This is a genomic window from Flavobacterium channae (assembly GCF_021172165.1).
In the GTDB taxonomy this organism is placed as follows: Bacteria; Bacteroidota; Bacteroidia; order Flavobacteriales; family Flavobacteriaceae; genus Flavobacterium; species Flavobacterium channae.
Genome location: NZ_CP089096.1, coordinates 2,554,707 through 2,578,878 on the forward strand (window position 1 = coordinate 2,554,707; position 24,172 = coordinate 2,578,878).

22 protein-coding genes and 1 tRNA gene are annotated in these 24,172 nt (G+C 32.6%); 11 read left to right on the forward strand and 12 right to left on the reverse strand.

All coding sequences use genetic code 11. The features are described 5' to 3' along the window. Positions 1-34: 34 nt before the first annotated feature. The 8 genes from LOS89_RS11900 to LOS89_RS11935 all read left to right on the forward strand — a co-directional run bounded on the left by LOS89_RS11900 (position 35) and on the right by LOS89_RS11935 (position 10,951). Positions 35-814 carry a patatin-like phospholipase family protein gene (locus tag LOS89_RS11900; RefSeq protein ID WP_231835462.1) on the forward strand — a complete coding sequence of 260 codons (780 nt, stop codon included), beginning with the start codon at positions 35-37 and terminating at the stop codon, positions 812-814. A 127-nt stretch (positions 815-941) separates the two neighbouring features. After that, positions 942-1,649: a UMP kinase gene (gene pyrH / locus LOS89_RS11905; RefSeq protein ID WP_231835463.1), complete on the forward strand. Its 708-nt coding sequence runs from the start codon at positions 942-944 to the stop codon at positions 1,647-1,649. A gap of 46 nt (positions 1,650-1,695) precedes the next feature. Continuing rightward, positions 1,696-2,259: a ribosome recycling factor gene (gene frr, locus LOS89_RS11910; RefSeq protein WP_231835464.1), complete on the forward strand. Its 564-nt coding sequence runs from the start codon at positions 1,696-1,698 to the stop codon at positions 2,257-2,259. Positions 2,260-2,329: 70 nt separating this feature from the next. After that, positions 2,330-4,813, forward strand: a complete 2,484-nt coding sequence (locus tag LOS89_RS11915) for a DUF5686 family protein (protein WP_231835465.1) — start codon at positions 2,330-2,332, stop codon at positions 4,811-4,813. A gap of 74 nt (positions 4,814-4,887) precedes the next feature. After that, entirely contained in the window at positions 4,888-7,299 is a 2,412-nt protein-coding gene (locus LOS89_RS11920) for an efflux RND transporter permease subunit (RefSeq protein WP_231835466.1), read from the forward strand. 29 nt (positions 7,300-7,328) lie between these two features. Continuing rightward, positions 7,329-8,777: an asparagine--tRNA ligase gene (gene asnS, locus LOS89_RS11925; RefSeq protein ID WP_111566274.1), complete on the forward strand. Its 1,449-nt coding sequence runs from the start codon at positions 7,329-7,331 to the stop codon at positions 8,775-8,777. 94 nt (positions 8,778-8,871) lie between these two features. Beyond that, positions 8,872-10,335: an RNA polymerase factor sigma-54 gene (gene rpoN / locus LOS89_RS11930; protein WP_231835467.1), complete on the forward strand. Its 1,464-nt coding sequence runs from the start codon at positions 8,872-8,874 to the stop codon at positions 10,333-10,335. Between the two features lie 4 nt (positions 10,336-10,339). Further along, positions 10,340-10,951: a hypothetical protein gene (locus LOS89_RS11935; RefSeq protein WP_231835468.1), complete on the forward strand. Its 612-nt coding sequence runs from the start codon at positions 10,340-10,342 to the stop codon at positions 10,949-10,951. Here LOS89_RS11935 and LOS89_RS11940 read toward each other — a convergent pair. The 9 genes from LOS89_RS11940 to LOS89_RS11980 all read right to left on the reverse strand — a co-directional run bounded on the left by LOS89_RS11940 (position 10,946) and on the right by LOS89_RS11980 (position 17,278). Next, positions 10,946-11,605, reverse strand: a complete 660-nt coding sequence (locus LOS89_RS11940) for a porin family protein (RefSeq protein ID WP_231835469.1) — start codon at positions 11,603-11,605, stop codon at positions 10,946-10,948. The genes LOS89_RS11935 and LOS89_RS11940 overlap by 6 nt on opposite strands. A gap of 69 nt (positions 11,606-11,674) precedes the next feature. After that, positions 11,675-12,148 (reverse strand): ExbD/TolR family protein, encoded by a 474-nt coding sequence (locus LOS89_RS11945; RefSeq protein WP_231835470.1) that lies wholly within the window; start codon positions 12,146-12,148, stop codon positions 11,675-11,677. 21 nt (positions 12,149-12,169) lie between these two features. Next, on the reverse strand, positions 12,170-12,784 hold the full coding sequence (locus LOS89_RS11950; RefSeq protein ID WP_231835471.1) for an ExbD/TolR family protein: 615 nt from the start codon (positions 12,782-12,784) through the stop codon (positions 12,170-12,172). Between the two features lie 2 nt (positions 12,785-12,786). Further along, positions 12,787-13,212 (reverse strand): hypothetical protein, encoded by a 426-nt coding sequence (locus LOS89_RS11955; RefSeq protein WP_231835472.1) that lies wholly within the window; start codon positions 13,210-13,212, stop codon positions 12,787-12,789. 20 nt (positions 13,213-13,232) lie between these two features. After that, the gene (locus LOS89_RS11960) at positions 13,233-14,045 is read right to left on the reverse strand and encodes a MotA/TolQ/ExbB proton channel family protein (protein ID WP_231835473.1); all 813 of its coding nucleotides are present in this window, start codon (positions 14,043-14,045) and stop codon (positions 13,233-13,235) included. Between the two features lie 84 nt (positions 14,046-14,129). Then, positions 14,130-14,217 (reverse strand) — tRNA-Ser (locus LOS89_RS11965). Positions 14,218-14,292: 75 nt separating this feature from the next. After that, complete coding sequence (locus LOS89_RS11970; RefSeq protein WP_231835474.1) at positions 14,293-15,324, reverse strand: asparaginase; 1,032 nt, start codon at positions 15,322-15,324, stop codon at positions 14,293-14,295. Beyond that, positions 15,311-16,450 carry a 1-acyl-sn-glycerol-3-phosphate acyltransferase gene (locus tag LOS89_RS11975; protein ID WP_231835475.1) on the reverse strand — a complete coding sequence of 380 codons (1,140 nt, stop codon included), beginning with the start codon at positions 16,448-16,450 and terminating at the stop codon, positions 15,311-15,313. The genes LOS89_RS11970 and LOS89_RS11975 overlap by 14 nt, the downstream gene beginning before the upstream one ends. Before the next feature lie 60 nt (positions 16,451-16,510). Beyond that, entirely contained in the window at positions 16,511-17,278 is a 768-nt protein-coding gene (locus tag LOS89_RS11980; protein WP_231835476.1) for a TatD family hydrolase, read from the reverse strand. Between the two features lie 81 nt (positions 17,279-17,359). Between LOS89_RS11980 and LOS89_RS11985 the strand changes: the two genes are divergently transcribed. After that, positions 17,360-17,797, forward strand: a complete 438-nt coding sequence (locus tag LOS89_RS11985) for a retropepsin-like aspartic protease (RefSeq protein WP_231835477.1) — start codon at positions 17,360-17,362, stop codon at positions 17,795-17,797. A gap of 1 nt (position 17,798) precedes the next feature. Here the strand turns inward: LOS89_RS11985 and LOS89_RS11990 are convergent, their stop codons facing one another. The 3 genes from LOS89_RS11990 to LOS89_RS12000 all read right to left on the reverse strand — a co-directional run bounded on the left by LOS89_RS11990 (position 17,799) and on the right by LOS89_RS12000 (position 23,165). Continuing rightward, positions 17,799-19,019 (reverse strand): TCR/Tet family MFS transporter, encoded by a 1,221-nt coding sequence (locus tag LOS89_RS11990; protein ID WP_231835478.1) that lies wholly within the window; start codon positions 19,017-19,019, stop codon positions 17,799-17,801. A 96-nt stretch (positions 19,020-19,115) separates the two neighbouring features. Next, positions 19,116-20,333: a 2-oxoglutarate dehydrogenase complex dihydrolipoyllysine-residue succinyltransferase gene (gene odhB, locus LOS89_RS11995; protein ID WP_231835479.1), complete on the reverse strand. Its 1,218-nt coding sequence runs from the start codon at positions 20,331-20,333 to the stop codon at positions 19,116-19,118. A gap of 60 nt (positions 20,334-20,393) precedes the next feature. Beyond that, positions 20,394-23,165, reverse strand: coding sequence for a 2-oxoglutarate dehydrogenase E1 component (locus LOS89_RS12000; protein WP_231835480.1), 2,772 nt, complete (start codon positions 23,163-23,165; stop codon positions 20,394-20,396). A 115-nt stretch (positions 23,166-23,280) separates the two neighbouring features. Here LOS89_RS12000 and LOS89_RS12005 point away from each other — a divergent pair, with 115 nt between their 5' ends. Continuing rightward, positions 23,281-23,826, forward strand: a complete 546-nt coding sequence (locus LOS89_RS12005; RefSeq protein WP_231835481.1) for a hypothetical protein — start codon at positions 23,281-23,283, stop codon at positions 23,824-23,826. Between the two features lie 85 nt (positions 23,827-23,911). Continuing rightward, complete coding sequence (locus tag LOS89_RS12010; RefSeq protein WP_231835482.1) at positions 23,912-24,172, forward strand: hypothetical protein; 261 nt, start codon at positions 23,912-23,914, stop codon at positions 24,170-24,172.

The window sequence follows — 24,172 nt, forward strand, 5'->3', positions numbered from 1 at the left end:
TAATTTTGATAATTAAATGTAAGAAATGTTACATATGGATTTAAATTCAAAATCTATCGGAATTGTATTGTCAGGTGGCGGTTCTAAAGGGATTGCGCAAGCTGGAGCATTACAATTTTTATCAGAACAAGGTATCGAACCATCTTGTATTGCAGGAACAAGTGCTGGTTCAATTGTAGGCGGATTGTATGCTTATGGCAAAAAACCTGAAGAAATTTTAGATTTTTTTAAATCGATTTCCTTTTTCCATTGGAAACATTTTACATTTAAAAAAGCCGGAATTGTTGATTCAGAATCCTTCAAAAACTATTTTGTAGAAATATTAGGTCCCATTACCATTGAAGAACTTAAAATTCCAATTTATATTACCGCAACCGATTTGGTAAAAGGAAAACTTAAAGTTTTTAGTGGCGAAACAAAATTAGTTGATGCTATTTTAGCTTCATCTTCATTCCCTGGAATGTTGTCGCCTTATGAAATTAAAAACAGATTATATAGCGATGGTGGAATTTTAAATCACTTTCCTACCGATTTATTACAAGGTCGATGCGATACTATGATTGGCATTTATGTAAGTCCAATACAAAAAATAGAGTCAAGTGATTTAAAGTCGATAAAAGGAGTTACCACAAGAGCGTTTGATTTGTTGTATGCCAATTACAATTATCAAAAATTCAATCTTTGTGATTTAGTAATTGAACCAAAAGATTTAGCCAATTATAGCACCTTTGAAACCAATAAATCCAAGATGGATACGTTATTTAAAATAGGATATGATGAAGCAAAAAAATCGTTTGAAAATTTAGCTTTATAAATGTTAAAACATTTTTTTTAGAAAAAAGCGATTTGACTATATTTGCACCATTAAAAGTTCAAAGAACAATTTCAATTTCAAGAACAAAGTAAAACAAAATCTGTTTTTTAGATAAACGACACAACCAATGAAATACAAAAGAATACTTCTAAAATTAAGTGGTGAAGCTTTAATGGGCGACAGACAATACGGAATTGATCCAAAACGCTTATCAGAATATGCTCAAGAAATCAAACAAATTCACGATAAAGGCATAGAAATTGCTATTGTAATTGGCGGTGGAAATATTTTTAGAGGTGTAGCTGGAGCTAGTAACGGAATGGATCGCGTTCAAGGTGATTATATGGGAATGCTTGCAACAGTAATTAATGGAATGGCCTTACAAGGCGCTTTAGAAGAAGCTGGAATGCAAACACGTTTGCAAACAGCTTTAAAAATTGAAGCAATTGCTGAACCATATATCAAAAGAAGAGCAACTCGCCATTTAGAAAAAGGAAGAATTGTAATCTTTGGTGCAGGAACGGGTAATCCATATTTTACAACTGATACTGCAGCCGTTTTAAGAGGAATTGAAGTTGGTGCAGACGTTATTTTAAAAGGAACTCGTGTTGATGGAGTTTATAATGCAGATCCAGAGAAAAATCCTGATGCAGTGAAATTTGACTATATTTCATTTGAAGAAGTTTTAGCAAAAGGATTAAATGTAATGGACACAACTGCTTTTACATTAAGTCAAGAAAATAAATTACCAATCATTGTTTTCGATATGAACAAAGACGGAAATTTATTAAAAGTTTGTGAAGGCGCAACTATAGGAACAACAGTTACAATATAATTTAGAATTCCGAAATAAGAATTCAGGAAATTTAAAAAACAAAACGATGACAGAAGAAATTAACTTTATTTTAGACAGTGCTAAAGAAGCTATGAGTGCTTCTGTTGCGCATTTAGAAAAAGAACTTTTAAATATTAGAGCTGGTAAAGCTTCTCCTCAAATGCTTGGTGGTGTTTTTGTAGATTATTATGGTTCTCAAACTCCTATTTCGCAAGTAGCAAATATCAACGCTGCAGATGCGCGTACATTAACTGTTACTCCTTGGGAAAAAAACATGTTAGGCCCAATTGAAAAAGCAATTATGATTGCTAATTTAGGGTTAAACCCAATGAACAATGGTGAAAACATTATCATCAACATTCCTGCTTTAACAGAAGAAAGAAGACGTGACTTGGTAAAACAAGCAAAACAAGAAGCTGAGGATGCAAAAATTGGTATTAGAAATCACAGAAAAGATGCTAACACTGATATCAAAAAAGAAGAAAAAAATGGAACAGCCGAAGACATCTGTAAAAAAGCTGAAGAAGATGTTCAAAAATTAACTGACAGCTTCATCAAAAAAATTGAAGAAGTTTTAGCTGTTAAAGAAGCTGAAATCATGAAAGTATAAATTTTAAATCCCGATTAACATTCGGGATTTTTATTTTGAATATATTTGTAGAATACTTGAAATAACTTACATGAAATATTTTTGGCTTTTTTTGAGCTTATTCATAACACATAGTTTTATTGCACAAAATAAAGTAAAAGGACAAGTTATCGATTATGATACTAAAGTACCTATTGCCTTTGCCTCTATTACTTATAATAACTCAAAATTTAATGCTGACTGGGAAGGAAAATTCACTATTGAAGTAAAAGATTTCAAATTACCAATCAAGGTTAATTTCAAAGGATATTATGAAAAAATAACCTATCCACAGCCTAAAGTTACCAACATCACGATTAAATTAATTAATGATTTAAACGAGAAAAAAGCAGAAATTTATACCGAAAACAAGGTAAACAACATCATTAAAAAAGTAATTGAAAACAAAAAAACAAACGACCCCGAAAAAGGATTATCAAGCTTTCAATATAAAAATTACGAATATCTTCAGGTAACTGCAAATCCTGATAGTATTACCTCTAAAATTGATTCCATTTACAAAAAAAGGTTTTTGAGAAAGCCTTTAATGAAATTAGATTCCACTAACTACAAGTTTAAAAAGTTTTCAGAAAAACAGCATTTGTATCAAACTGAAAAAGTAAATCTAATTCAAAACAATCAATCCCAATACAAAGAAACTGTTTTAGCTACTCGAATGGCTGGTTTTGAAAAACCGATTTATGAATATTTAGGTCTGAAATTAATTTCTTATTCTGTTTATGAAAATCCGTTTGAAATCTTGGAAATTCCAGTTCAAAACCCAATTTCAAATTTTGGCCGCAAACTTTACAATTACAAGTTAATAGATACAGTTAAAATTGACGGTAGAAGTGCTTATAGAATTTACTTCGAGCCAAAAAAATTAAATACAAATCGACTAAGAGGTTTGTTATATATTGACACAGTAAATTTTGCTATTTGTAAAGCCTATTTCAGAATTTATGGTATGGTAAACATCAATGCTACTTATACATTTGATTACAGAAAAGACATCGATATTTGGTTCCCAAAAAACAGAAAATTTAAAGTTTCTAAAGGAAATAATCACGAAGATATTAAAATCTTAGGTGGTACTATAAAATTTAGTTCCGATTTGGATTTAACGGAAAGTAAAAATGCCACCGACCAAGCTTATGTTTCCATTGAGTCAACACCTTTTGACATAGAAATAAACAAGTCAATCACTTTTACAAAACCAAGAGTAAAAATTGAAGTCCCAAATTCAAGTCTAAAACAAGATAACGATTATTGGAATGCTTTCAAAAAAGATACTATTGACAACAGAAAACTAAGAACGTACACTTCAATTGATAGTTTATCGGTTTCGGAAAAAATAGAACACAAACTTTTTCTTGGTAGAAAAATATTTAATGGTTATTATCCTGTTTCAATTTTTGATATTGATTTAAGAAGCATTGTTAAATACAACAATTTTGAAGGTTTCAGATTAGGATTAGGCGCTATTACTAATTCAAAATTATCTGAAAAATACAAAATTGCTTTTTATGGCGCTTATGGTTTGAAAGATGAAGAGTTCAAATATGGAATCACACCTTCATATCTAGCGCATAAAAATTCGGAAACTTGGGTTAGCGCTTCCTATGCGGATGATATTAGCGAGATTGCACAAACAAATTTTGCTACAGATTCTCGTAGATTTAAAATTTATGACCCAAGACCTATTAACATCTCTACATTTTACAACAACAAAATGAGCTCTGTATTTGTAGAAAGTAAATTTTTACCAAAAACATCAAGTTATTTTGGAATTTCTCACAATCAAATTCAACCGCTTTTTGATTACACTTTTGTAAAAGGAGATAAATCGTATACGGATTATACTATAACTGCAGTTCAATTAGCATTTCAATGGAATCCGTTTAGCAATTATATGCAAACACCAATGGGCAAAATTGAGTATGAAAAAAGACATCCAAAATTCTCAATTCAGTTTACACAAACGTTACCAAATTTATTAGATAATAATTTTGTTTTTTCTAAGATTGATTTCAAAACATTCTATGAATTACCTTATTTATCAGGACAAAAAAGTTCTGTTCTTTTACAAACAGGAATTGCATTTGGAGATGTCCCAATTACACATTTATACAGCATTGTTCCAAATAACTTAAACAGAGAAGCCATTTTACAACGTATTACTTTTGCAGGTAAAAACAGTTTTGAAACCATGTATTTTAATGAATTTTTCTCAGACAAATACGCTTCACTACAATTAAAACATACTTTTAACAAAATAAGATTGGGCTACAAAATAAATCCTGAATTTACTGTTGTTACACGTATGGCTTTTGGATCAAATAACCACAATAACCAACATTTAGGAATTGCATATAAAACAATGGAAGATGGTTTTTTTGAAAGTGGTATAGAATGTAATAAAATTTTCAAAGGTTTAGGGTTGGTTGCCTTTTATCGTTATGGTCCAAATCAATTAGCGAATTTTGATGACAACATCGCTATCAAAGTTTCTTATTATTTAGATTTAGGACTTTAAATTTATCTTAATTATTGATTCTGTTCCAATAAATTAAGGAAGTTTTGCTACCTTTGCACCCTAATTTTTGAGAGATGTTAAAGTGGTTGAGCACTAGTTTTTGGAATTATATAGCCGGTAAAATTTTAAGAAATCGCGTTTTTCTTTTAATCCTTATTTTACTTTTCACCATATTCATGGGGTTTCAATGGAAAAACATGCGTTTTACCTTTACCGAAGCCAATTTATTACCTGATGATCACGAAGTAAATATTCAGTACAATTCGTTTCTAGAGAAATTTGGAGAAGAAGGAAATCTTGTAGTTCTTGGATTTAAAGACAAAAACTTTTTTAATGAGAAAAACTACAGAGCTTGGGAAAAATTTACAGCTGATATTAAGAAAGACAAGTCAACCGAACTAACGCTTTCAATTGAAGATTTACAAGTTTTAGAAAAAGACACTGTTGCAAAAAAATTCAAGTTAGTTTCTTTCATCAATAATGATAGTATTTCTGACACCTATTTAAAAGAAAAGGAAAAAGAGTTTTTCAACGATTTACCTTTCTATGAAGGTATGCTGTTCAATAAAGAAAGTGGAGCAGTGCGTTTTGCTATTTACATGGATAAAAAAATTGTAAACACGCCAGCAAGAAAACAATTTATTGAAAAACATCTTAACCAAGACAGAATTAACGCCTTCGAAAAAGAAACCGGATTAGATCTTCGTGTTTCTGGAATGCCCTATATTAGAACACTGAATGCTAATAGTATTATTAGTGAAATTGGATTGTTCGTTGGTGCAGCACTAGGAATTACTTCATTACTATTCTTTTTCTTTTTTAGAAGTTTCAGAGCTACCATGGTTTCCATGTTTGTGGTAATTATTGGAGTAATGTGGTCGTTTGGAACACTAGGTTTGTTACATTATGAAATAACCGTTTTAACAGCAATTATTCCTCCATTAATCATTGTTATCGGAATTCCTAACTGTATTTTCCTTATCAACAAATACCAGCAAGAAATTAAAAATCACGGAAATAAAGCCAAATCCTTACAAAGGGTAATCTCTAAAGTAGGAAATGCTACTTTAATGACGAATTTAACTACTGCTGCTGGTTTTGGAACATTCATTTTTACAGATAGTAAATTATTGAAAGAATTTGGAATTGTAGCTTCATTAAACATTGTTTTCTTATTTATACTTTGTTTAATTATCATTCCAATTGTTTACAGTTATATGCCAATGCCTAAGGAAAAACATTTAGCTCATCTTGGCAAAAACTACATGGCAACTTTCATGAATTGGATTGAAAACACGATTAGACATCACCGAGTTGCTGTTTTTTCAACAGCCATTGGGATTTTAGTGATGGGAATTATTGGAATTTATCAAATTAAAATTTCAGGAAGTATTATTGAAGATATGCCGAAAAAGGCTCCTTTTTACAAAGACATTTTATTCTATGAAAAGGAATTTGATGGTGTTATGCCATTAGAAATTGTGATTGATACTAAAAAACCTAAAGGAGCTTTAAAATCAGTAACATTAAAACGAATAGAAGAACTTCAAGAAACCATTGAAGAAATTCCTGAATTATCTAAACCTGTTTCTATTGTTAATTTAGTCAAATATTCAAAACAAGCTTACTATAACGGAAATCCTGAATATTACGAATTACCTACCAAACAAGAAGAAGCTTTCATTTTATCGTACATAAAAAATTCGACTAAAAAAGGAAACGAGAATATGCTGAAAAGCTATGTTGATAGTACTGGGCAATATGCTCGCATCACAACTTTTATGCGAGATATTGGTACGGACAAAATGCAAAAAATTGAAGAACGTTTACAAGACAAAATCAATCACATTTTCCCAAAAGAACGCTACGAAGTTTCACTAACAGGAAAAGCTTATGTTTTTGAAAAAGGAACCCATTATTTAATTGACAATTTAGTACAATCGCTAATTTTTGCTATTGTTCTAATTTCGCTATTAATGGCATATATGTTCCGTTCTTTCAAGATGATAGTTGTATCATTATTACCAAATATTTTACCTTTAGTTATGACTGCTGGATTGATGGGTTATTTTGGAATCCCAATTAAACCATCTACCATATTAGTATTTAGTATTGCGTTTGGAATATCGGTGGATGATACGATCCACTTTTTGGCGAAATACCGTCAAGAGTTAAAAGCTAACGATTGGAAAATAAAACGATCTGTTTACGCTACACTAAAAGAAGCAGGAATTAGTATGTTTTACACTTCAGTAGTGTTGTTCTTTGGATTCTCAGTATTTACATTATCTAGCTTTGGCGGAACTGTTGCATTAGGAGGATTAGTTGCCACAACCTTGTTATTTGCCATGTTATCTAATTTAATTCTATTACCAGCATTGTTACTTTCGTTAGATAAAACGATTGCTAACCAACAAGAATTTTTAGAACCAACATTAGATATTTTAGCAGAAGATATTGAAGAAGAAAATTCAAACGAGAAATAGTATATTTGCATTATAAATCATAAATCGAAATGAAACACTCAAAAGTCATAGACCTTTTAAACAGCACAAAAACATTACATGAAGTAACAGCAAAAGGTTGGGTTAGAACATTTAGAAACAATCAATTTATTGCGTTGAACGATGGTTCGACTATTCATAATATTCAGTGTGTGGTAGATTTTGAAAACACACCTGACGAAACCTTAAAAAGAATTACAACCGGGGCCGCTATTTGCGTTACAGGAACTTTGGCAGAAAGCCGTGGTGCTGGACAAAAAGTAGAAATTCAAGTAACGAAATTAGAGATTTTAGGCGATAGCGATGCAGAGAAATTCCCAATGCAACCTAAAAAACACTCGTTAGAATTTTTACGCGAAAATGCTCATTTACGTGTAAGAACGAATGCTTTTGGAGCAATAATGCGTGTGCGTTCAACTTTAGCGTTTGCAGTACACCAATATTTTCAAGAAAAAGGATTTTTCTATGTAAATACGCCTATCATCACAGGTTCTGATGCTGAAGGTGCTGGAGAAATGTTCCAAGTAACTTCTTTACCAATTGACGGTTCGGCTCCAAGAAACGAAGACGGAAGCATCAACTACAAAGAAGATTTCTTCGGAAAACAAACCAACTTAACCGTTTCTGGACAATTAGAAGGCGAAACTTTTGCTATGGCATTAGGTCAAATCTATACGTTTGGACCAACATTCCGTGCAGAAAATTCAAACACTTCTCGTCACTTAGCGGAGTTTTGGATGATTGAACCAGAAGTGGCTTTCAATGATTTAGCGGATAACATGGATTTGGCTGAAGATTTCATCAAATACGTTATCAAATATACGGTTGATAAATGTGGCGATGATTTAAAATTCTTAGAAGCAAGACTTTTAGAAGAAGAAAAATCAAAACCACAAGCAGATAGAAGCGAAATGACGTTGTTAGAAAAATTAAGTTTTGTACTTGATAACAACTTCAAACGTGTTTCTTATACAGAAGCAATTGATATTTTAAAAGATTCAACACCAAATAAAAAGAAAAAATTTCAATATATCATTAACGAATGGGGTGCTGATTTACAAAGTGAGCACGAACGTTTCTTAGTAGAAAAACACTTTAAATGTCCGGTAATTTTATTTGATTATCCCGCAAAAATTAAAGCGTTTTACATGCGTTTGAACGACAACACTGAACCAGGAAAAGAAACTGTAAGAGCCATGGATATCTTATTCCCAGGAATTGGAGAAATCGTTGGAGGTTCTCAAAGAGAAGAGCGTTACGATGTACTTGTAGAAAAAATGAAAGCCTTAGGAATCGATGAAGAAGAACTTTGGTGGTATTTAGATACTAGAAGATTCGGATCTGCTGTTCACTCAGGATTCGGATTAGGATTTGAAAGATTAGTGCTTTTTGTAACTGGTATGGGTAACATTAGAGACGTAATTCCTTTCCCAAGAACACCACAAAACGCAGAATTTTAGAATCTTGTTAAATTGTTTAACTGTCGATGTATTAAATAGTAAATTTAATAAACAATTAAACAGTTAAACGATTAAATCAATTAAACAAACATTAATGTTAAAACACAGTTTACAATTCAAATTATCTCAAAAATTATCGCCTCAACAAATTCAGTTGATGAAGTTAATTCAATTGCCTACGCAAGCTTTTGAGCAACGTCTTCAGGAAGAATTAGTAGAGAATCCTGCTTTGGAAGAAAGTAGCAAGGAAGATAATTACGATTTAGATGATTATGGAAGTGATACTGATGATTACGACGATTACGATAACGAACACATCGATACAGGCGACATCAACATTGACGAATATTTAAGCAATGACGAAACGCCAGATTATAAATATCAAACCAACAATTACAGCGATGACGATGAAGACAAAACGATGCCCTTTGCGGCTCCAGTAAGTTTTCATCAAGATTTAATCAATCAGTTGAATACTTTTATTTTAACTGATGAGGAACGAGACATTGCTGAGTTTTTAGTAGGAAGTATCGATGATATGGGCTATATCAGAAGAAGCATTCAAGATATTGTGGATGATATGGCTTTCACTCAAGGTATTTATACCGACGAGCCAACAGTAGAACGCATCTTACATTTGGTTCAAGACTTAGAACCTGCAGGTGTTGGTGCTCGCGATTTACAAGAATGTTTGTTGTTACAATTAAAACACAAAACGCCATCGGATTCGATTGCTTTAGCTATTAATGTGATTGAACAACAATTTGATGCTTTTACCAAAAAACATTACGATAAATTGTTACAAAAATTTGACGTTTCGCAACAACAACTGCGCAAAGCTATTGACGAAATTGAAAAACTAAATCCGAAACCAGGAGGAAGTTTCGACGGTAATCAAAAAGCTGTAGAACATATTGTTCCTGATTTTACTATTCGAATTGTTGATGGCGAACTAGAACTTTCGTTAAACGGAAGAAACGCTCCAGAATTGCACGTTTCTAAAGATTATCAAGAAATGTTGCAGAGTTATAAAGACACTTCTGAAAAATCGAGTTCGCAGAAAGATGCAGTTCAATTTATCAAGCAAAAATTAGATTCGGCAAAATGGTTCATTGATGCGATTAAACAACGTCAGGAAACATTGTATGTGACCATGAATGCGATAATGTTTTATCAGCAAGAATACTTTTTAGAAGGAGAAGAAACCAAACTTCGTCCGATGATTCTAAAAGACATTGCCGATATGGTTGGTTTAGATATTTCAACGGTTTCGCGTGTTGCCAATAGCAAATATGTTGATACGCCATACGGAACAAAACTAATCAAAGAATTCTTTAGTGAATCGATGACAAACGATCAAGGTGAAGAAGTATCAACAATCGAAATTAAAAATATCTTACAACAAGTTATTTCGGAAGAAGATAAAAGAAAACCTTTACCAGATGATCAGTTAGCGGAAATTTTGAAAGAAAGAGGTTATCCAATTGCTAGAAGAACCATCGCAAAATACCGCGAACAACTAGATATTCCAGTAGCGCGTTTGAGAAAAAAAATCTAAGAATATGGATTTAAAAAAAATATTACCTGTTTTTTCCTATATTTTTCATCCCATATTTGTTTCCTTATATGGAACGCTTTTCTTCTTTTTAATCGCGAGTCCATTTTTTTATAATTCACAAATATTAGTTACACTAATTCAAGTAACAATATTAACCTTGCTTCTACCTTTGTCGATGTATTTTTTATTTCGCTCATTAGGTGTAGTTACTTCCTTTACGGAAGCCAGCATTAGTGAAAGAAAAATGCCAATTGCCGTTCAAGCAATATTATTATTTGTGTTAATCCAATTTAGTGTTTCAAGAGATACTGTTGCCGAGCTCTATTTCTTTTTCCTTGGCGGATTAATAAGCAGTATTATCGTTTTAGCAGCTGTTTTATTAAAATTCAAAGCTAGTTTGCACATGATAGGAATAAGTGCTTTAACATGCTTTATTTATGGTTTGAGCATGTATTATCAATTACCGTTTGTAAACCTAACTGCTTTTTGTATAGTTTGTGTTGGATTAGTTGCTTCTTCTCGATTGTATATGAAAGCGCATACATACACAGAACTTATTGCTGGTATCTTAATTGGTGCTGCACCACAAGTTTTTTTATATCAGTATTGGTTATAAAATATAAAAAATCAATCCTATTTTTAAGGTAGTAACTTTATTTTCTGCAGCCGTTTTATCTTTATCAAAAAACGGATTTAAACCATAATGAATGTAAGCATTCCATGTATTGAATCCAAAACTTAGATAGGTAGCGTATTGAAATTTATTTAAAATAACGTTGATGTTTTCATCCCCAGAACCAATAGCGCCTTCATATTCGAAGTTTCCATTAATTAAATAGCTCATCATAAAACCCCCATAAATACGCCAAAATTTATGACTTTCTGGTGTTGCATTTCGCCAACGAACTTCAATAGGAAAATCTAAATAATGAAGTAGCATTCTACTTTTAACAACTGTAGTTGAAGTACTCGTAGATACAGAGGATAAATCGATATTTTGCTTCAAATCGTTAAACGAATAACCAATTCCAGGAGCAATAGACCAATGTCTGTTTTTAGTAAAAGGAAAATCTCTCAAAAATCCACCTGATAAACCAGTAGAAAAAGAATACTGACTAAAATTGTCAGGCGTTTTTTGAAGAAAATTATAAGAAACAGAAATATAAAATTGATCCTCACGAAACAAAGAATCAACAACGGGTTTATTCTCTGATTGTGAAAAACCAATTATAGAAAAAAATAGAAAAAAAAGAGATCTAAATTGTCGCATTAATTTTTTTTATAAAAATAATAAAAAAGGCACGCTAATGCGTACCTTTTTTTATTTATGAAATTTATACTATTCAACAGGATTTCCTTGTGCAGTAGTATAATTTACTTTCAATTGATTAATCTTACGCAACTCTAATTTGATTGCACTTACTAATCCCATCTTAACTTGTTTGTCAATTTTTAAGGATGCAGTAAGGTATTTTTCGTCTTCAGAATTACGTTGTGCTCTTTCAGAAATAATAAAATTTCTTATTTCAGCAGGTGAAGCCATTTTATCAGCTAATTGTATACGGTCAGAAGCACCTAAAGTAGCGCGATATCTCTCGCTTGGTTTTCCTGCATAGATATACATAACATATTGTTTCTTATGTAATTTAGCTGTTTGATTTGCTTTAGGTAGTGTATTTTCAATTTTCAAGTCACTATCTTTCATTGTAGTAGCAGTCATGAAGAAGAACAAAAGCATAAATACAATATCTGGCAAAGATGCAGTTGAAATAGCAGGAAGATCACCCGATTTTTTCTTTTTAAATTTAGACATACTTTCTTAATATTATATTAATTATTTTTTTGGTTCTGCTTCTGAAAGTCTCATTGGAAATAATTCTTGAATTTTTTCCACTTTCGGTTTCAAATCCTCTACTAAACCTTCGGTTGCTTTAGAAGCTGGATCATTATAAATGTATTCCATTTCTGTAAAAGTCATACCGTAACGTCTCTTACATTCTCTATCTCTTAAAAAGTTATAAGCTGCAACTAATTCGTTTTGAACAGCAATATACATTTCGTAAGATGTTTGCCCGTCGTTATTTAAGGAAATTACTGCATCACCAGGACTATCTGATGAATTAGGATCTTTTTTCCCATTACAATAAGCACAACTACCATTACCATTATTTTCAAGAAACTCAATAGCAGTTTGTCTTAAATCTTTAAGTTCAACTATCTTCTCTTCAACAAGAAGTTGGTTGTCTTTATTAACCAAAACTGTTAAAATGTTTCTTTCATTAATAGGCGGAACAGGTGGGTTTTCTTCCCAACGAGGCAAGAGTCTGTTAATCCCTTGGTCAACTCCAATAGTTGTAGTTACCAAGAAGAAAATCAAAAGTAAGAAAGCAATATCTGCCATAGAACCGGCATTTACTTCAGGTGGTAAACCTCTTCCTTTTCTAGCCATAATTATTTTTTAATTTTGTTAAAACCAGTCCAAACCATAGTTCCAATTGCCGCAACTGCTAACAAATAAAACGTATTTAAACCTGTACTAACCCATTTTGAAGTACTTTCTGAAGCAATAACCTCGTTTGTAGCAGATTTAACTTCACTACCATCAGCTAAGATGAATGAAACTAATACTACTGCTAAAAATACTCCTGCAGAGATTAAAGTTTTCTTTAAATTCTCTTTGTGAGAGAATAAGTTCTTAAATACATAAATTAAAACTACTACTACACAAGCAAGTAGAATTACATAAGATAAATATATAAGAGGAGAGATCCAACTATTGTCTTCGCTATCACTTGTAGCCATTAAGCCTCCTAAGGCAACTAAACTTAATATTGAAATTACAATAGCTGCTATTTTTGTTACTTTGTGTAAATTCATAACAGTTATATATTTATTAATTATTTTTTGCTGTAATCAGATAACATATCAACTAAGCTGATAGATGCATCTTCCATATCATTAACGATAGAATCGATTTTTGCAGTGATATAGTTATAGAAAATTTGTAAGATAATAGCAACGATAAGTCCGAATACAGTTGTTAATAAGGCAACTTTAATACCTCCAGCAACTAAAGATGGCTCCATAGATCCTGCAGATTGGATTTGGTCAAACGCCTCGATCATCCCGATTACCGTTCCCATGAATCCTAACATCGGTGCTAATGCAATAAATAAAGAAATCCAAGAAACGTTTTTCTCTAATTGACCCATTTGAACACCACCATAAGCTACGATAGATTTTTCAGCTGAATCTAAACCATGAGAATAACGATCTAAACCTTGGTAGAAAATAGATGCAACTGGTCCAGAAGTATTTCTAGCTACTTCTTTAGCAGCATCAACACCACCTGAATTTAAAGCACTTTCTACTTCACTAATTAATTTTTTAGAATTTGTAGAAGATAAGTTTAAGTAGATAATTCTCTCGATAGCAATTGCTAAACCTAAAATTAAACAGATTAATACAATTCCCATGAAAGCAGGTCCACCTTCAATAAAACGTTTTTTCATTCCTTGAGTGAAAGTAACTTCTTCAGCTGGAGCAGCTTCGTCAGTTGTTGCAGTAGCTTCATCAGTTGTAGCTTCAGTTGCAGTTGAATCAGCAACTTGTTCTGTAGCAGGAGCTGCCGCTTGAGTTGAATCTTGAGCTTGAACATTTCCAAAAGTCATAAGCCCCGTGATTGCTAAAATAGAAAATAATCTTTTCATCGCTTTTGTTCTTAAATTTAATTAGTTAATTGGGTTTAAAGATATAAAAATATTTATAAAAAATTTAAAATTAATATCGTTCTGCAGAGAGGAAGGGATTCGAACCCTCGATACCCTTGTGGAGTATACACACTTTCCAGGCGTGCGCCTTCGACCACTCGGCCACCTCTCTATCGGCACAATACTCGATTTTAAGGGTGCTAAATAACGCAAAAAATCTCATGTATAAAAATTTTATATGTTATTTTTAAAACATTTCTCCTCGAATTCCGGTTTCAAAAATGGTCTTAAAAACGTTATTTGAAACTTTTTGTCCTAAAAGATACATTAGTTTAGTTATAGCCGCCTCTGTTGTTATGTCTTTTCCTGAGATTACGCCAATATTTTTTAATTGTGTACTTGTTTCATAATTTCCCATCGAAACACTACCTCCACTACATTGTGTAACGTTAATTACATGGATATTATTGTTAATTGCCTTACTTAATGTTGATACAAACCATTCTCCTGTAGGCGCATTTCCTGACCCGTAAGTTTCCAAAACGATACCTTTTAGATTAGGAATTGCAAAAAATGCATCCAAAACATGCTGATTGATTCCAGGGAAAATTTTTAAAATCGCCACATTATCATCAAACTCTGTATGTACTTTAAGCTTTTTATTAGAATTTTGTTTGATAACTATGTCAGAATTCACCTTTAAATGCACTCCAGATTCCGCCAATTCGGGAAAATTTGGAGAAGTAAATGCATTAAAATGTTCGGCACTTATTTTTGTTGTTCTGTTTCCTCTGTATAATTTATACTCAAAATACAAACACACTTCTTGAATTGCAGATTTTTTGCCATCTCGTAAAGAAGCTACTTGAATTGCCGTAATCAAATTTTCTTTTGCATCTGTTCTTAAATCTCCAATTGGCAACTGAGATCCTGTAAAAATTACTGGCTTTGCCAGGTTTTCCAACATAAAACTTAATGCCGATGCACTATAAGACATCGTATCCGAACCATGTAAAACCACAAAACCATCAAAAGAAGTATAATTCTCTTCAATGATTTTAGCCATTTTTTGCCAATTGGAAATATTCATATTCGAAGAATCGATAGGAACTTCGAATGAAATTGTTTCAATTTGACAATCCAATAAATGTAATTCGGGAATTCTGCTTAACAACTCATTAAAATCAAAAGCCTTCAAAGCTCCTGTTTCAAAATCTTTTACCATTCCGATAGTTCCACCGGTATAGATTAAGAGTATTTTTGGTTTAACAGATGTCATTAGTGTATTTTAGTTTGTTCACAACCGGATTAGCATACATCGCCAAGAAACCTTCTCTCATAGTTTCATTATCAGCATCAATTCGCATTTCTAATCTTCTTTCAAACAATTGACGCTCTTTTTCGTTGTACAAATGTTGAAACTGGTTGGTTTTATACAAAATATCGTAAGCTATAAAATTGGTTGGCCATAATTTATACGATTGCAAAATAGAATCGTCTATTACTTGTGCCAAAGCTTGGATTTGTTTGTTATTATTATCGTTTTCAGCTATGATTTTTTCGTATTCGTTTTCTAAAACATCGCCAATATGAATATGAATACGTTTCTTTTGACCGATGATTCCACTTAACAATGTAATGAAATCTTCGTTTTTCTCCTTAATATATACTTCATCTTTAGAAAGCGCAATCAATTGAGGCATTTTTAAAGCATCTGTTGGATCATATTCGTACGAAATTGAAACAGGAACAACTTTTAATTTCTTAAAAAAGTTCATGCAACAAGCTTCATCAGAAGCCATAGCAATCATTTTCAACACACCTTGATGTGTTGCATCATTACCATCTTTCGTTCTTCCTTCTCTTTGTGCAATCCAAACCGAACGATTTTCCTTTGATAATAAATGATACATGTATTCCGACATCAACTTAGAACTTTGTAATAATTCTCTAGGCGATAAACCACGTTGAACTAAAAAGTTTCGGTTGAGTTTTGATAATTTTAAAAGAAAATCTTTTTGAACTAAGTTATCTCCGATAGCCGAAGCTGTCATAACCAAACCGTAATCAAACAACGAAACGTTCAATAACGACGTATCTAAGATAATATCGCGGTGATTGGAAATAAATAGATATGATGTATTAGGCTCTAATTTTTCAAAACCAGAAGTAGAAAGCCCTTCTGAGCTTCTTTCTAAAACTCTTTGTATTGATTGATAAACAAAATTAACTTGAAAATCGCGAATAGAATGGGTTCTACTCAACTGCTCTTTCCAAACTTCATCTTCTAATTCAGGAAAAGTAAAATCCATCATAGCCTTCATCATAGGATGATGTAACAAAGACTTTAAAGCTTCGTTTACTTCAGAATCATAATACGGGCGAATAGAATCGAATTTTGTCATATTTATTAAAAACAGTTCACAAAAGAACAAAAATTTTATGAAATGAACCTTTATTTTAAATTAAATTCCAAAAATTTGTTTTGAATTCTCTGTAGTAATTCTCGCAATTTCTTCAACTGGAAGCTGATAAATTTCGGCTAACTTTTGTGCTACTAGCAAGGTATAACTGCTTTCATTTCGCTTTCCACGATATGGAACTGGTGCTAAATATGGCGAATCGGTTTCTAAAACAATCTGTTGTAAATCAATCTCGTTCAAAAACTGATCAATCTTTCCATTTTTAAAAGTTGCCACTCCTCCTATTCCTAATTTCATTCCTAATGAAATAGCTCTTTGGGCTTGAACCAAATCACCCGTAAAACAATGAAAAATTCCGAATAAATCATCCGATTTTTCACTTTCTAACACTTCGAAAACCTCATCAAAAGCATCACGACAATGAATGTTGATTCCTAGTTTATACTTTTTTGCCAATTGGATTTGATGTTTGAAAGCATGTTGTTGTTCTTTCAAAAAGGTTTTATCCCAAAACAAATCGATTCCGATTTCTCCAACAGCATAAAATTTTCTCGAAGCCAATTCTTTTTCTACATGCGCCAATTCTTCTAAGTAATTTTCCTTCACATACGTTGGATGCAAACCCATCATCAAAAACACATTTTCAGGATACTGTTTTTCCAAATCATACATTTTAGTTGTATAATTAGAATCGATTGAAGGAACAAAAAAGCGTGAAATTCCAGCATTGATTGCTCTTTGCATCATTTCGCTTCTGTCTTGATCAAATTCTTCAGAATATAAATGGGTGTGTGTATCTGTTAGTATCATTAGTAGATTGGGTTACAAAGTGCAAAGTTAAAATAAAAGTATTAAGACTGAAATAATACAACTATTTTCTATTTTTGATTCATGGAAGATTTGCAAGACTTTTTAAAGGGGAAAAAATATAAAAAGATAAAGTTCACAGTGCTAAAAACCCAACATTTATTAATCAAAGGAAAGATAAATGGTGTTAAAGGCAATTTCATTTTAGACACAGGAGCCAGTAATAGTTGTGTAGGATATGAGAGTATTGAACATTTTCAATTGGATGCTCAATTTTCAGAAACTAAAGCTGCTGGAGCTGGCGCAACAGGAATTGAAACACAATTGGCAAAAAACAATGAAATTCAATTAGGAAGATGGAAAAACAACAAACTTCATTTAATTGTCTTTGACATGAGTCATGTAAATGAAGCTTTGATGCATTATAAAACCAAACCTGTTGATGGCATTATTGGCGCTGATATTCTATTAAAAGGAAAAGCAATAATTGATTACAGCAACCATTACTTATATTTAAAATAAATTATTTACTTCTATTCTTTTTCAAAGCTCTAAAAGCAAGAATTGTACTCAACAACATTAAGGTTCCGCCTAAAACAAACGGTGCTCCAGGAAATAAAAATGGTGCTTCGCCATGAGTAAAGTAATAAAAAACAGAAGCCATCATAGGCGGACCTACAATTGCAGAAGCACTCATTAAACTGGTTAACGTTCCTTGAATTTCACCTTGCTCTGAAGGATCAACTTGTTCGGAAACTACTGCTTGTAATGCTGGTCCGGCAATTCCTCCCAAACAGTATGGAATTAAAAACACAAACATCATCCAACTTTCGGTTGCCATTGCAAAAAGAAACATTCCTAATGTATATAATGCCAATCCGAAATAAATACTTTTTTCATTACCTATTCTAGGATTAATCCAGCGTATTAAACCTCCTTGAACAATTCCGACTAACAACCCGATTATTCCAAGAGAAATTCCAACCATTTTTTCATCCCAATTAAATTGGTACATAGTAAAATAATTCCAATTACTTTGAACCGCATGCGATCCAACATGAAGTATGAAAATTGCCAAAACCAAACCAATTAAGTTTGGGTATTTTTTTAGATGCACAAAAGCACCAATTGGGTTAGCACGTTTTAGTTCAAAAGGTCTTCTTTTATCTTTATCTAACGATTCTGGAAGAATAAAATAACCATATAAAAAGTTCAACATACATAAAAATGCAGCTGCAAAAAATGGAACTCTAACGCCAAATTGACCTAATAAACCTCCTATAACAGGACCAATAATGAATCCTAATCCAAAAGCAGCTCCCATCAATCCAAAGTTCTTCGCTCTATTTTCATGAGTACTTACATCGGCAATGTAAGCGGAAGCTGTTGTAAAACTAGCGCCTGTTATTCCTGATAAAATTCTTCCAACAAACAACCAAATAATAGTTGGTGCGTATGCCAATAGTAAAAAATCTAATGAAAATCCAAATAAAGAAATTAGCAAAACTGGTCTTCTACCATATTTATCGCTTAAATTTCCAACAACAGGAGCAAAAATAAATTGGGTAATTGCGTAAGCAAATGTTAACCAACCACCATATTTAGCAGCCTCGCTAATATCTCCGTTTATAAGTTCTTTGATTAAATTTGGAATTACTGGAATGATAATTCCCCAGCCTATTACATCAAGCAAAACCGTAATAAATATAAAACCTACTGCTGCTTGTTTTTTAGATTTCTTCATGGCAATTTTTTGAATTACAAAGAAAAGAAAAATCCCAAACTCTTTTGAAGTTTGGGATTTTATTATTTTGATGCTGAAACAAGTTCAGCAAGACAATTAAAGTTCTAATGCTTTTTTCACATTACCACCCATTAAAATTTCCACTGGGTTTTCTAATGCTTCTTTAACTGCTACTAAGAATCCTACTGACTCACGTCCGTCGATGATTCTGTGGTCGTAAGATAACGCTACGAACATTACTGGAGCGATAACGATTTGACCATTTTTAACGATTGCTCTATCTACAACATTGTGCATTCCTAAAATACCTGATTGAGGTGGATTGATAATTGGTGTAGACAACATACTTCCGAAAACACCACCATTTGAAATAGTGAAAGTTCCTCCAGTCATTTCGTCAACAGTAATTTGTCCGTCACGAGCTCTTAATGCTAATCTCTTGATTTCAGCTTCAACACCTCTGAAAGATAATGTTTCTGCATTTCTCATTACTGGAACCATTAATCCTTTTGGCCCAGAAACCGCTACAGAAATATCACAGAAGTCATAAGAAATTTTCTCTTGACCATCGATCATAGAGTTTACATCTGGATATAATTGTAAAGCACGAGTTACCGCTTTAGTAAAGAACGACATGAAGCCTAATCCTAAACCATGTTTTGCTTTGAACTCTTCTTTATATTGATCACGAATAGCATAAATTGCTGACATGTCTACTTCATTGAAAGTTGTCAACATTGCAGTTTCATTTTTAGCAGAAACTAAACGCTCTGCTACTTTTCTACGTAACATCGAAAGTTTTGTTCTTTCTGTTCCGCGATTTCCTCCTGTTGGAGTTCCCATTGATGGTACTGCATTAACAGCATCATCTTTAGTTATTCTTCCACCTTTACCAGTTCCTACAATTGCAGATGGCTCGATGTTTTTTTCTTCTAATATTTTTCTAGCTGCTGGAGATGGCGCTTGAGTTGCATATGTTTTCTCAGCAACTGGAGCCGCTTTTGGAGCCTCAGCTTTTGGAGCTTCAACTGCTTTTGCTTCTTCTTTTGCTGGAACTGCACCACCTTCTGGTTTTGCTGCACCTGTATCGATTAAACAAACTACAGCACCTACTGCTACTGCATCGCCTTCTTCTGCTTTTAATGTAATGATTCCACTTGCTTCTGCTGGTAATTCTAATGTTGCTTTATCTGAATCAACCTCAGCAATTGCTTGGTCTTTTTCTACATAATCACCATCTTTTACTAACCATGTAGCAATTTCTACTTCTTTAATTGATTCCCCTGGAGAAGGGACTTTCATTTCTAAAATCATATCTTTTTATTTAAAAAGTTTACCCTTCGACAAGCTCAGGGTGATAATTGAGTTGTTTTTTTATTGAAATAATTTTTTGTCGAAAACCATAGCAATCGCGTTTGCATGACGTTTTTTAGAACGCTCATAACTTCCTGCTGCTGGTGCACTGTATGCTTTTGGTGATGCTAATCTTAATTTTACTAAATCAAAATTCATCAACATATAACCATAAGCTCCCATGTTTTTAGGTTCTTCTTGTGCCCAAACGTAATCATCCACATTTGGATAACTATCGATAATCGCTTTGATTTGGTCAACCGCTAATGGGAACAATTGCTCTAAACGAACTACTGCCACATCATTTCTACCTAATTCAGCACGTTTTGCAATAATATCATAATAGAATTTACCTGTACAGAAAACCAAAGTTTTGATTGCTTTTTTGTCTGTTACATTTGGATCATCTAATACTTCTTGGAATTGTCCGTTTGCTAAATCATCCATTGAAGAAACTACATCTGGATGACGTAATAAACTCTTCGGAGAGAATACTACTAATGGCTTACGGAATTCTGTTTTTAATTGTCTTCTCATTAAGTGGAAGAAATTGGCTGGCGTAGTTACATCGGCAATGTACATGTTGTGTTTTGCACATAATTGTAAGTAACGCTCCATACGTGCTGATGAATGCTCTGCTCCTTGGTTTTCATAACCGTGAGGTAGCAACATTACCAATCCGTTTTGGTTGTTCCATTTGTCTTCACCTGCTGAGATATATTGGTCAATCATAATTTGAGCTCCGTTAGAGAAATCTCCAAACTGTGCTTCCCAAATTACTAAGGTTTTTGGTGATGCTAAGGCATATCCGTATTCAAAACCTAAAACCCCATATTCTGAAAGGTGCGAATTGTAGATATAAAAGTTCCCTTTTTTATCTTTTATTTTATTTAAAAGAATTACTTCTTCTTCTGAATCTTCTACTTTAACTACAGCATGACGGTGTGAGAATGTTCCTCGTTCCACATCTTGACCAGAAATACGCACATCGAAACCTTCTTTTATTAATGAACCATAAGCTAATAATTCGCCCATTGCCCAATCTAATTTATCAGTCTCAAACATGTTTTTTCTATCATTAATAAGTTTAGTAATCTTACTAATGAATTTTTTGTCTGAAGGTAATTCTGTTATTGTTTTAGCAATTTCTGTTAATTCTGATTTGTCAAAAGTTGTATCAAATTTTTGAAGCATTACATCGTCAGAAACTTGTTTGTAACCTTCCCATTCATTTTGCATAAATGGCGTAATTACAGTAAGTTCTTTTTTACGAGATTCTTCTAAATTCTCATCTAACTTCGCTTTGTAAGCATCTTCTAATTCTTTAACAAAAGAAGTACTAATTACATTTTCTTGAAGCAATTTAGCTGCATAAATATCTCTAGGATTTTTATGTTTTGAAATTGCTTTATATAAAATTGGTTGTGTAAATCTTGGCTCATCACCTTCATTGTGTCCGTATTTTCTATATCCTAAAAGGTCGATAAATACGTCACCACCAAATTCCATTCTATAATCTAAGGCAAACAACATAGCATGTACTACAGCTTCTGCATCATCAGCATTTACGTGTAAAACTGGCGATAAAGTTACTTTAGCCACATCTGTACAATAAGTAGATGAACGAGCATCTAAATAGTTTGTTGTAAAACCTACTTGGTTATTAATTACTAAGTGAATAGTTCCACCCGTTTTATAACCATCTAGTTTTGCCATTTGAATGATTTCATAAACAATACCTTGACCTGCTACCGCAGCATCACCGTGAACGGCAATAGGTAATACTTTTGAAAAATCATTTGGATAATGTCTGTCTTGTTTTGCTCTTGTAATCCCTTCGATAACTGCACCAACAGTTTCTAAGTGGGATGGATTTGGAGCTAAATTTAAGTTGATTTTTTTACCAGAATCCGTTAATCTATCCGATGTTAAACCTAAGTGGTATTTTACGTCACCATCAAAGTTAGCATCTTCATCGTAATCTTTTCCGTCGAATTCAGAGAAAATATTTTGTGTGTTTTTTCCAAAGATATTAGCTAAAACATTCAAACGACCTCTGTGCGCCATTCCCATTACAAATTGCTCAACTCCTCTATCAGCAGCACCTTCGATTAAAGCATCTAATGCTGGAATAGCAGCCTCACAACCTTCTAAAGAGAAGCGTTTTTGACCAACATATTTTGTATGTAAGAAGTTTTCAAATGAAACCGCCTCGTTTAATTTCTTAAGAATATGTTTCTTTTGATCAACAGAAAAATTAGGCTGATTATCGTTGATATCCAATCTATTCTTAATCCAATCTTGAACTTTCGGATCACGAATGTACATGAACTCAACACCAATTGACTGACAATATACATTTTCTAAATGCTTGATGATGTCAGTTAATGAACTTGGTTTCATGTTAACCATTTTAGCAGCATCAAAAACCGTGTTTAAATCTGCTTGAGACAAACCAAAATTTTCTAATGCTAAAGAAGGCGCGTGAACCCTTCTATCTCTTACAGGATTTGTTTTTGTAAATAAATGACCTCGAGTTCTGTATCCTTCGATTAATTTAAGAACATTGAACTCTTTTTGCATTTTTTCAGAAATCTCACCTGAATCTCCCGAAGCAACATAAGCAACTTGCTGAGCTACTTCATCAGAACCGTAATTAGCTTGGGCAAAATCGAATCCTTGAAAAAAACTTCTCCAGCTTGGCTCAACGCTATCTGGGTTTTGTAAATATTGTTCGTATAAATCTGCGAAAAAAGCAGTGTGTGCAGCGTTTAAAAAGGAAAACCTATCCATATTGTGTTGTCTGAAAGACCTTTTAATTAAAAATTTACGCAAAAGTAAAACATTTTATGATAATTTCTCATGGAAATTAATACTTTTATAACATTAATTTTTTTAAAATGGTTTTATGAAAAAGAATTTCGTAATGAATTTAACATTTTTGTTAACTATTGTGGTTTTATTTAGTTTTAAATCTGAAATTTTTGCACAACAAATACCAGAAAATAAAACAAAAAGTGATTTTTGGAATCATGTTCAATTTGGTGGCGGACTAGGTTTAGGTTTTGGAAATGGCTATGCCGATATCATGATTGCGCCAAGTGCTATTTACAATTTTAATGAATATGTAGCTTTAGGATTAGGAGCACAATATAATTATGTAAAACAACGCGATTTTTATAGCGCCAACATGTATGGAGGCAGTCTAATTACCTTAATTAATCCGATAGAAGTAGTTCAAATTTCTGCGGAATTAGAGCAATTGAGAATTAACAGAACTTATGAAGGAACTTTTGGAAGTGCCTCTCAAGACTTTTGGAACACTGCATTATTCTTTGGCGCTGGATATCGTAATGAAAACATAACTTTAGGAATTCGTTATAACATTCTTCATCGTGATAGAGATAATATTTACGCGGAGCCATTTATGCCGTTTGTGAGGATATTCTTTTAATTTAACAAAATTTTAACGAGTTTAATTTTGCATTTTACCCCCCCCCTTTGTTAAATTTGTTACATTAACATTTAAAACTTTAATTATGAAAAAAATAATTTTGATTTTAGGATTGTCTTTACTGACAACAGGGGCTTTTGCTGGAAACTCAGAAAAAGAGAAGACAAATGAAAAGAAAAAAGAGGTTCAAGATGTTTGTTGCAGAAGAGGACAAACATTACCTAATGGTGAAAATGCAACCGCTAGAGCATGTGTACCGTCTACAGGAGACTACGCTATTGATATGGGTGAAGCATGCAAAAAAGCACTTAAAATGGTTAAAGCTGCAATTGAGGCGGCAGGATAA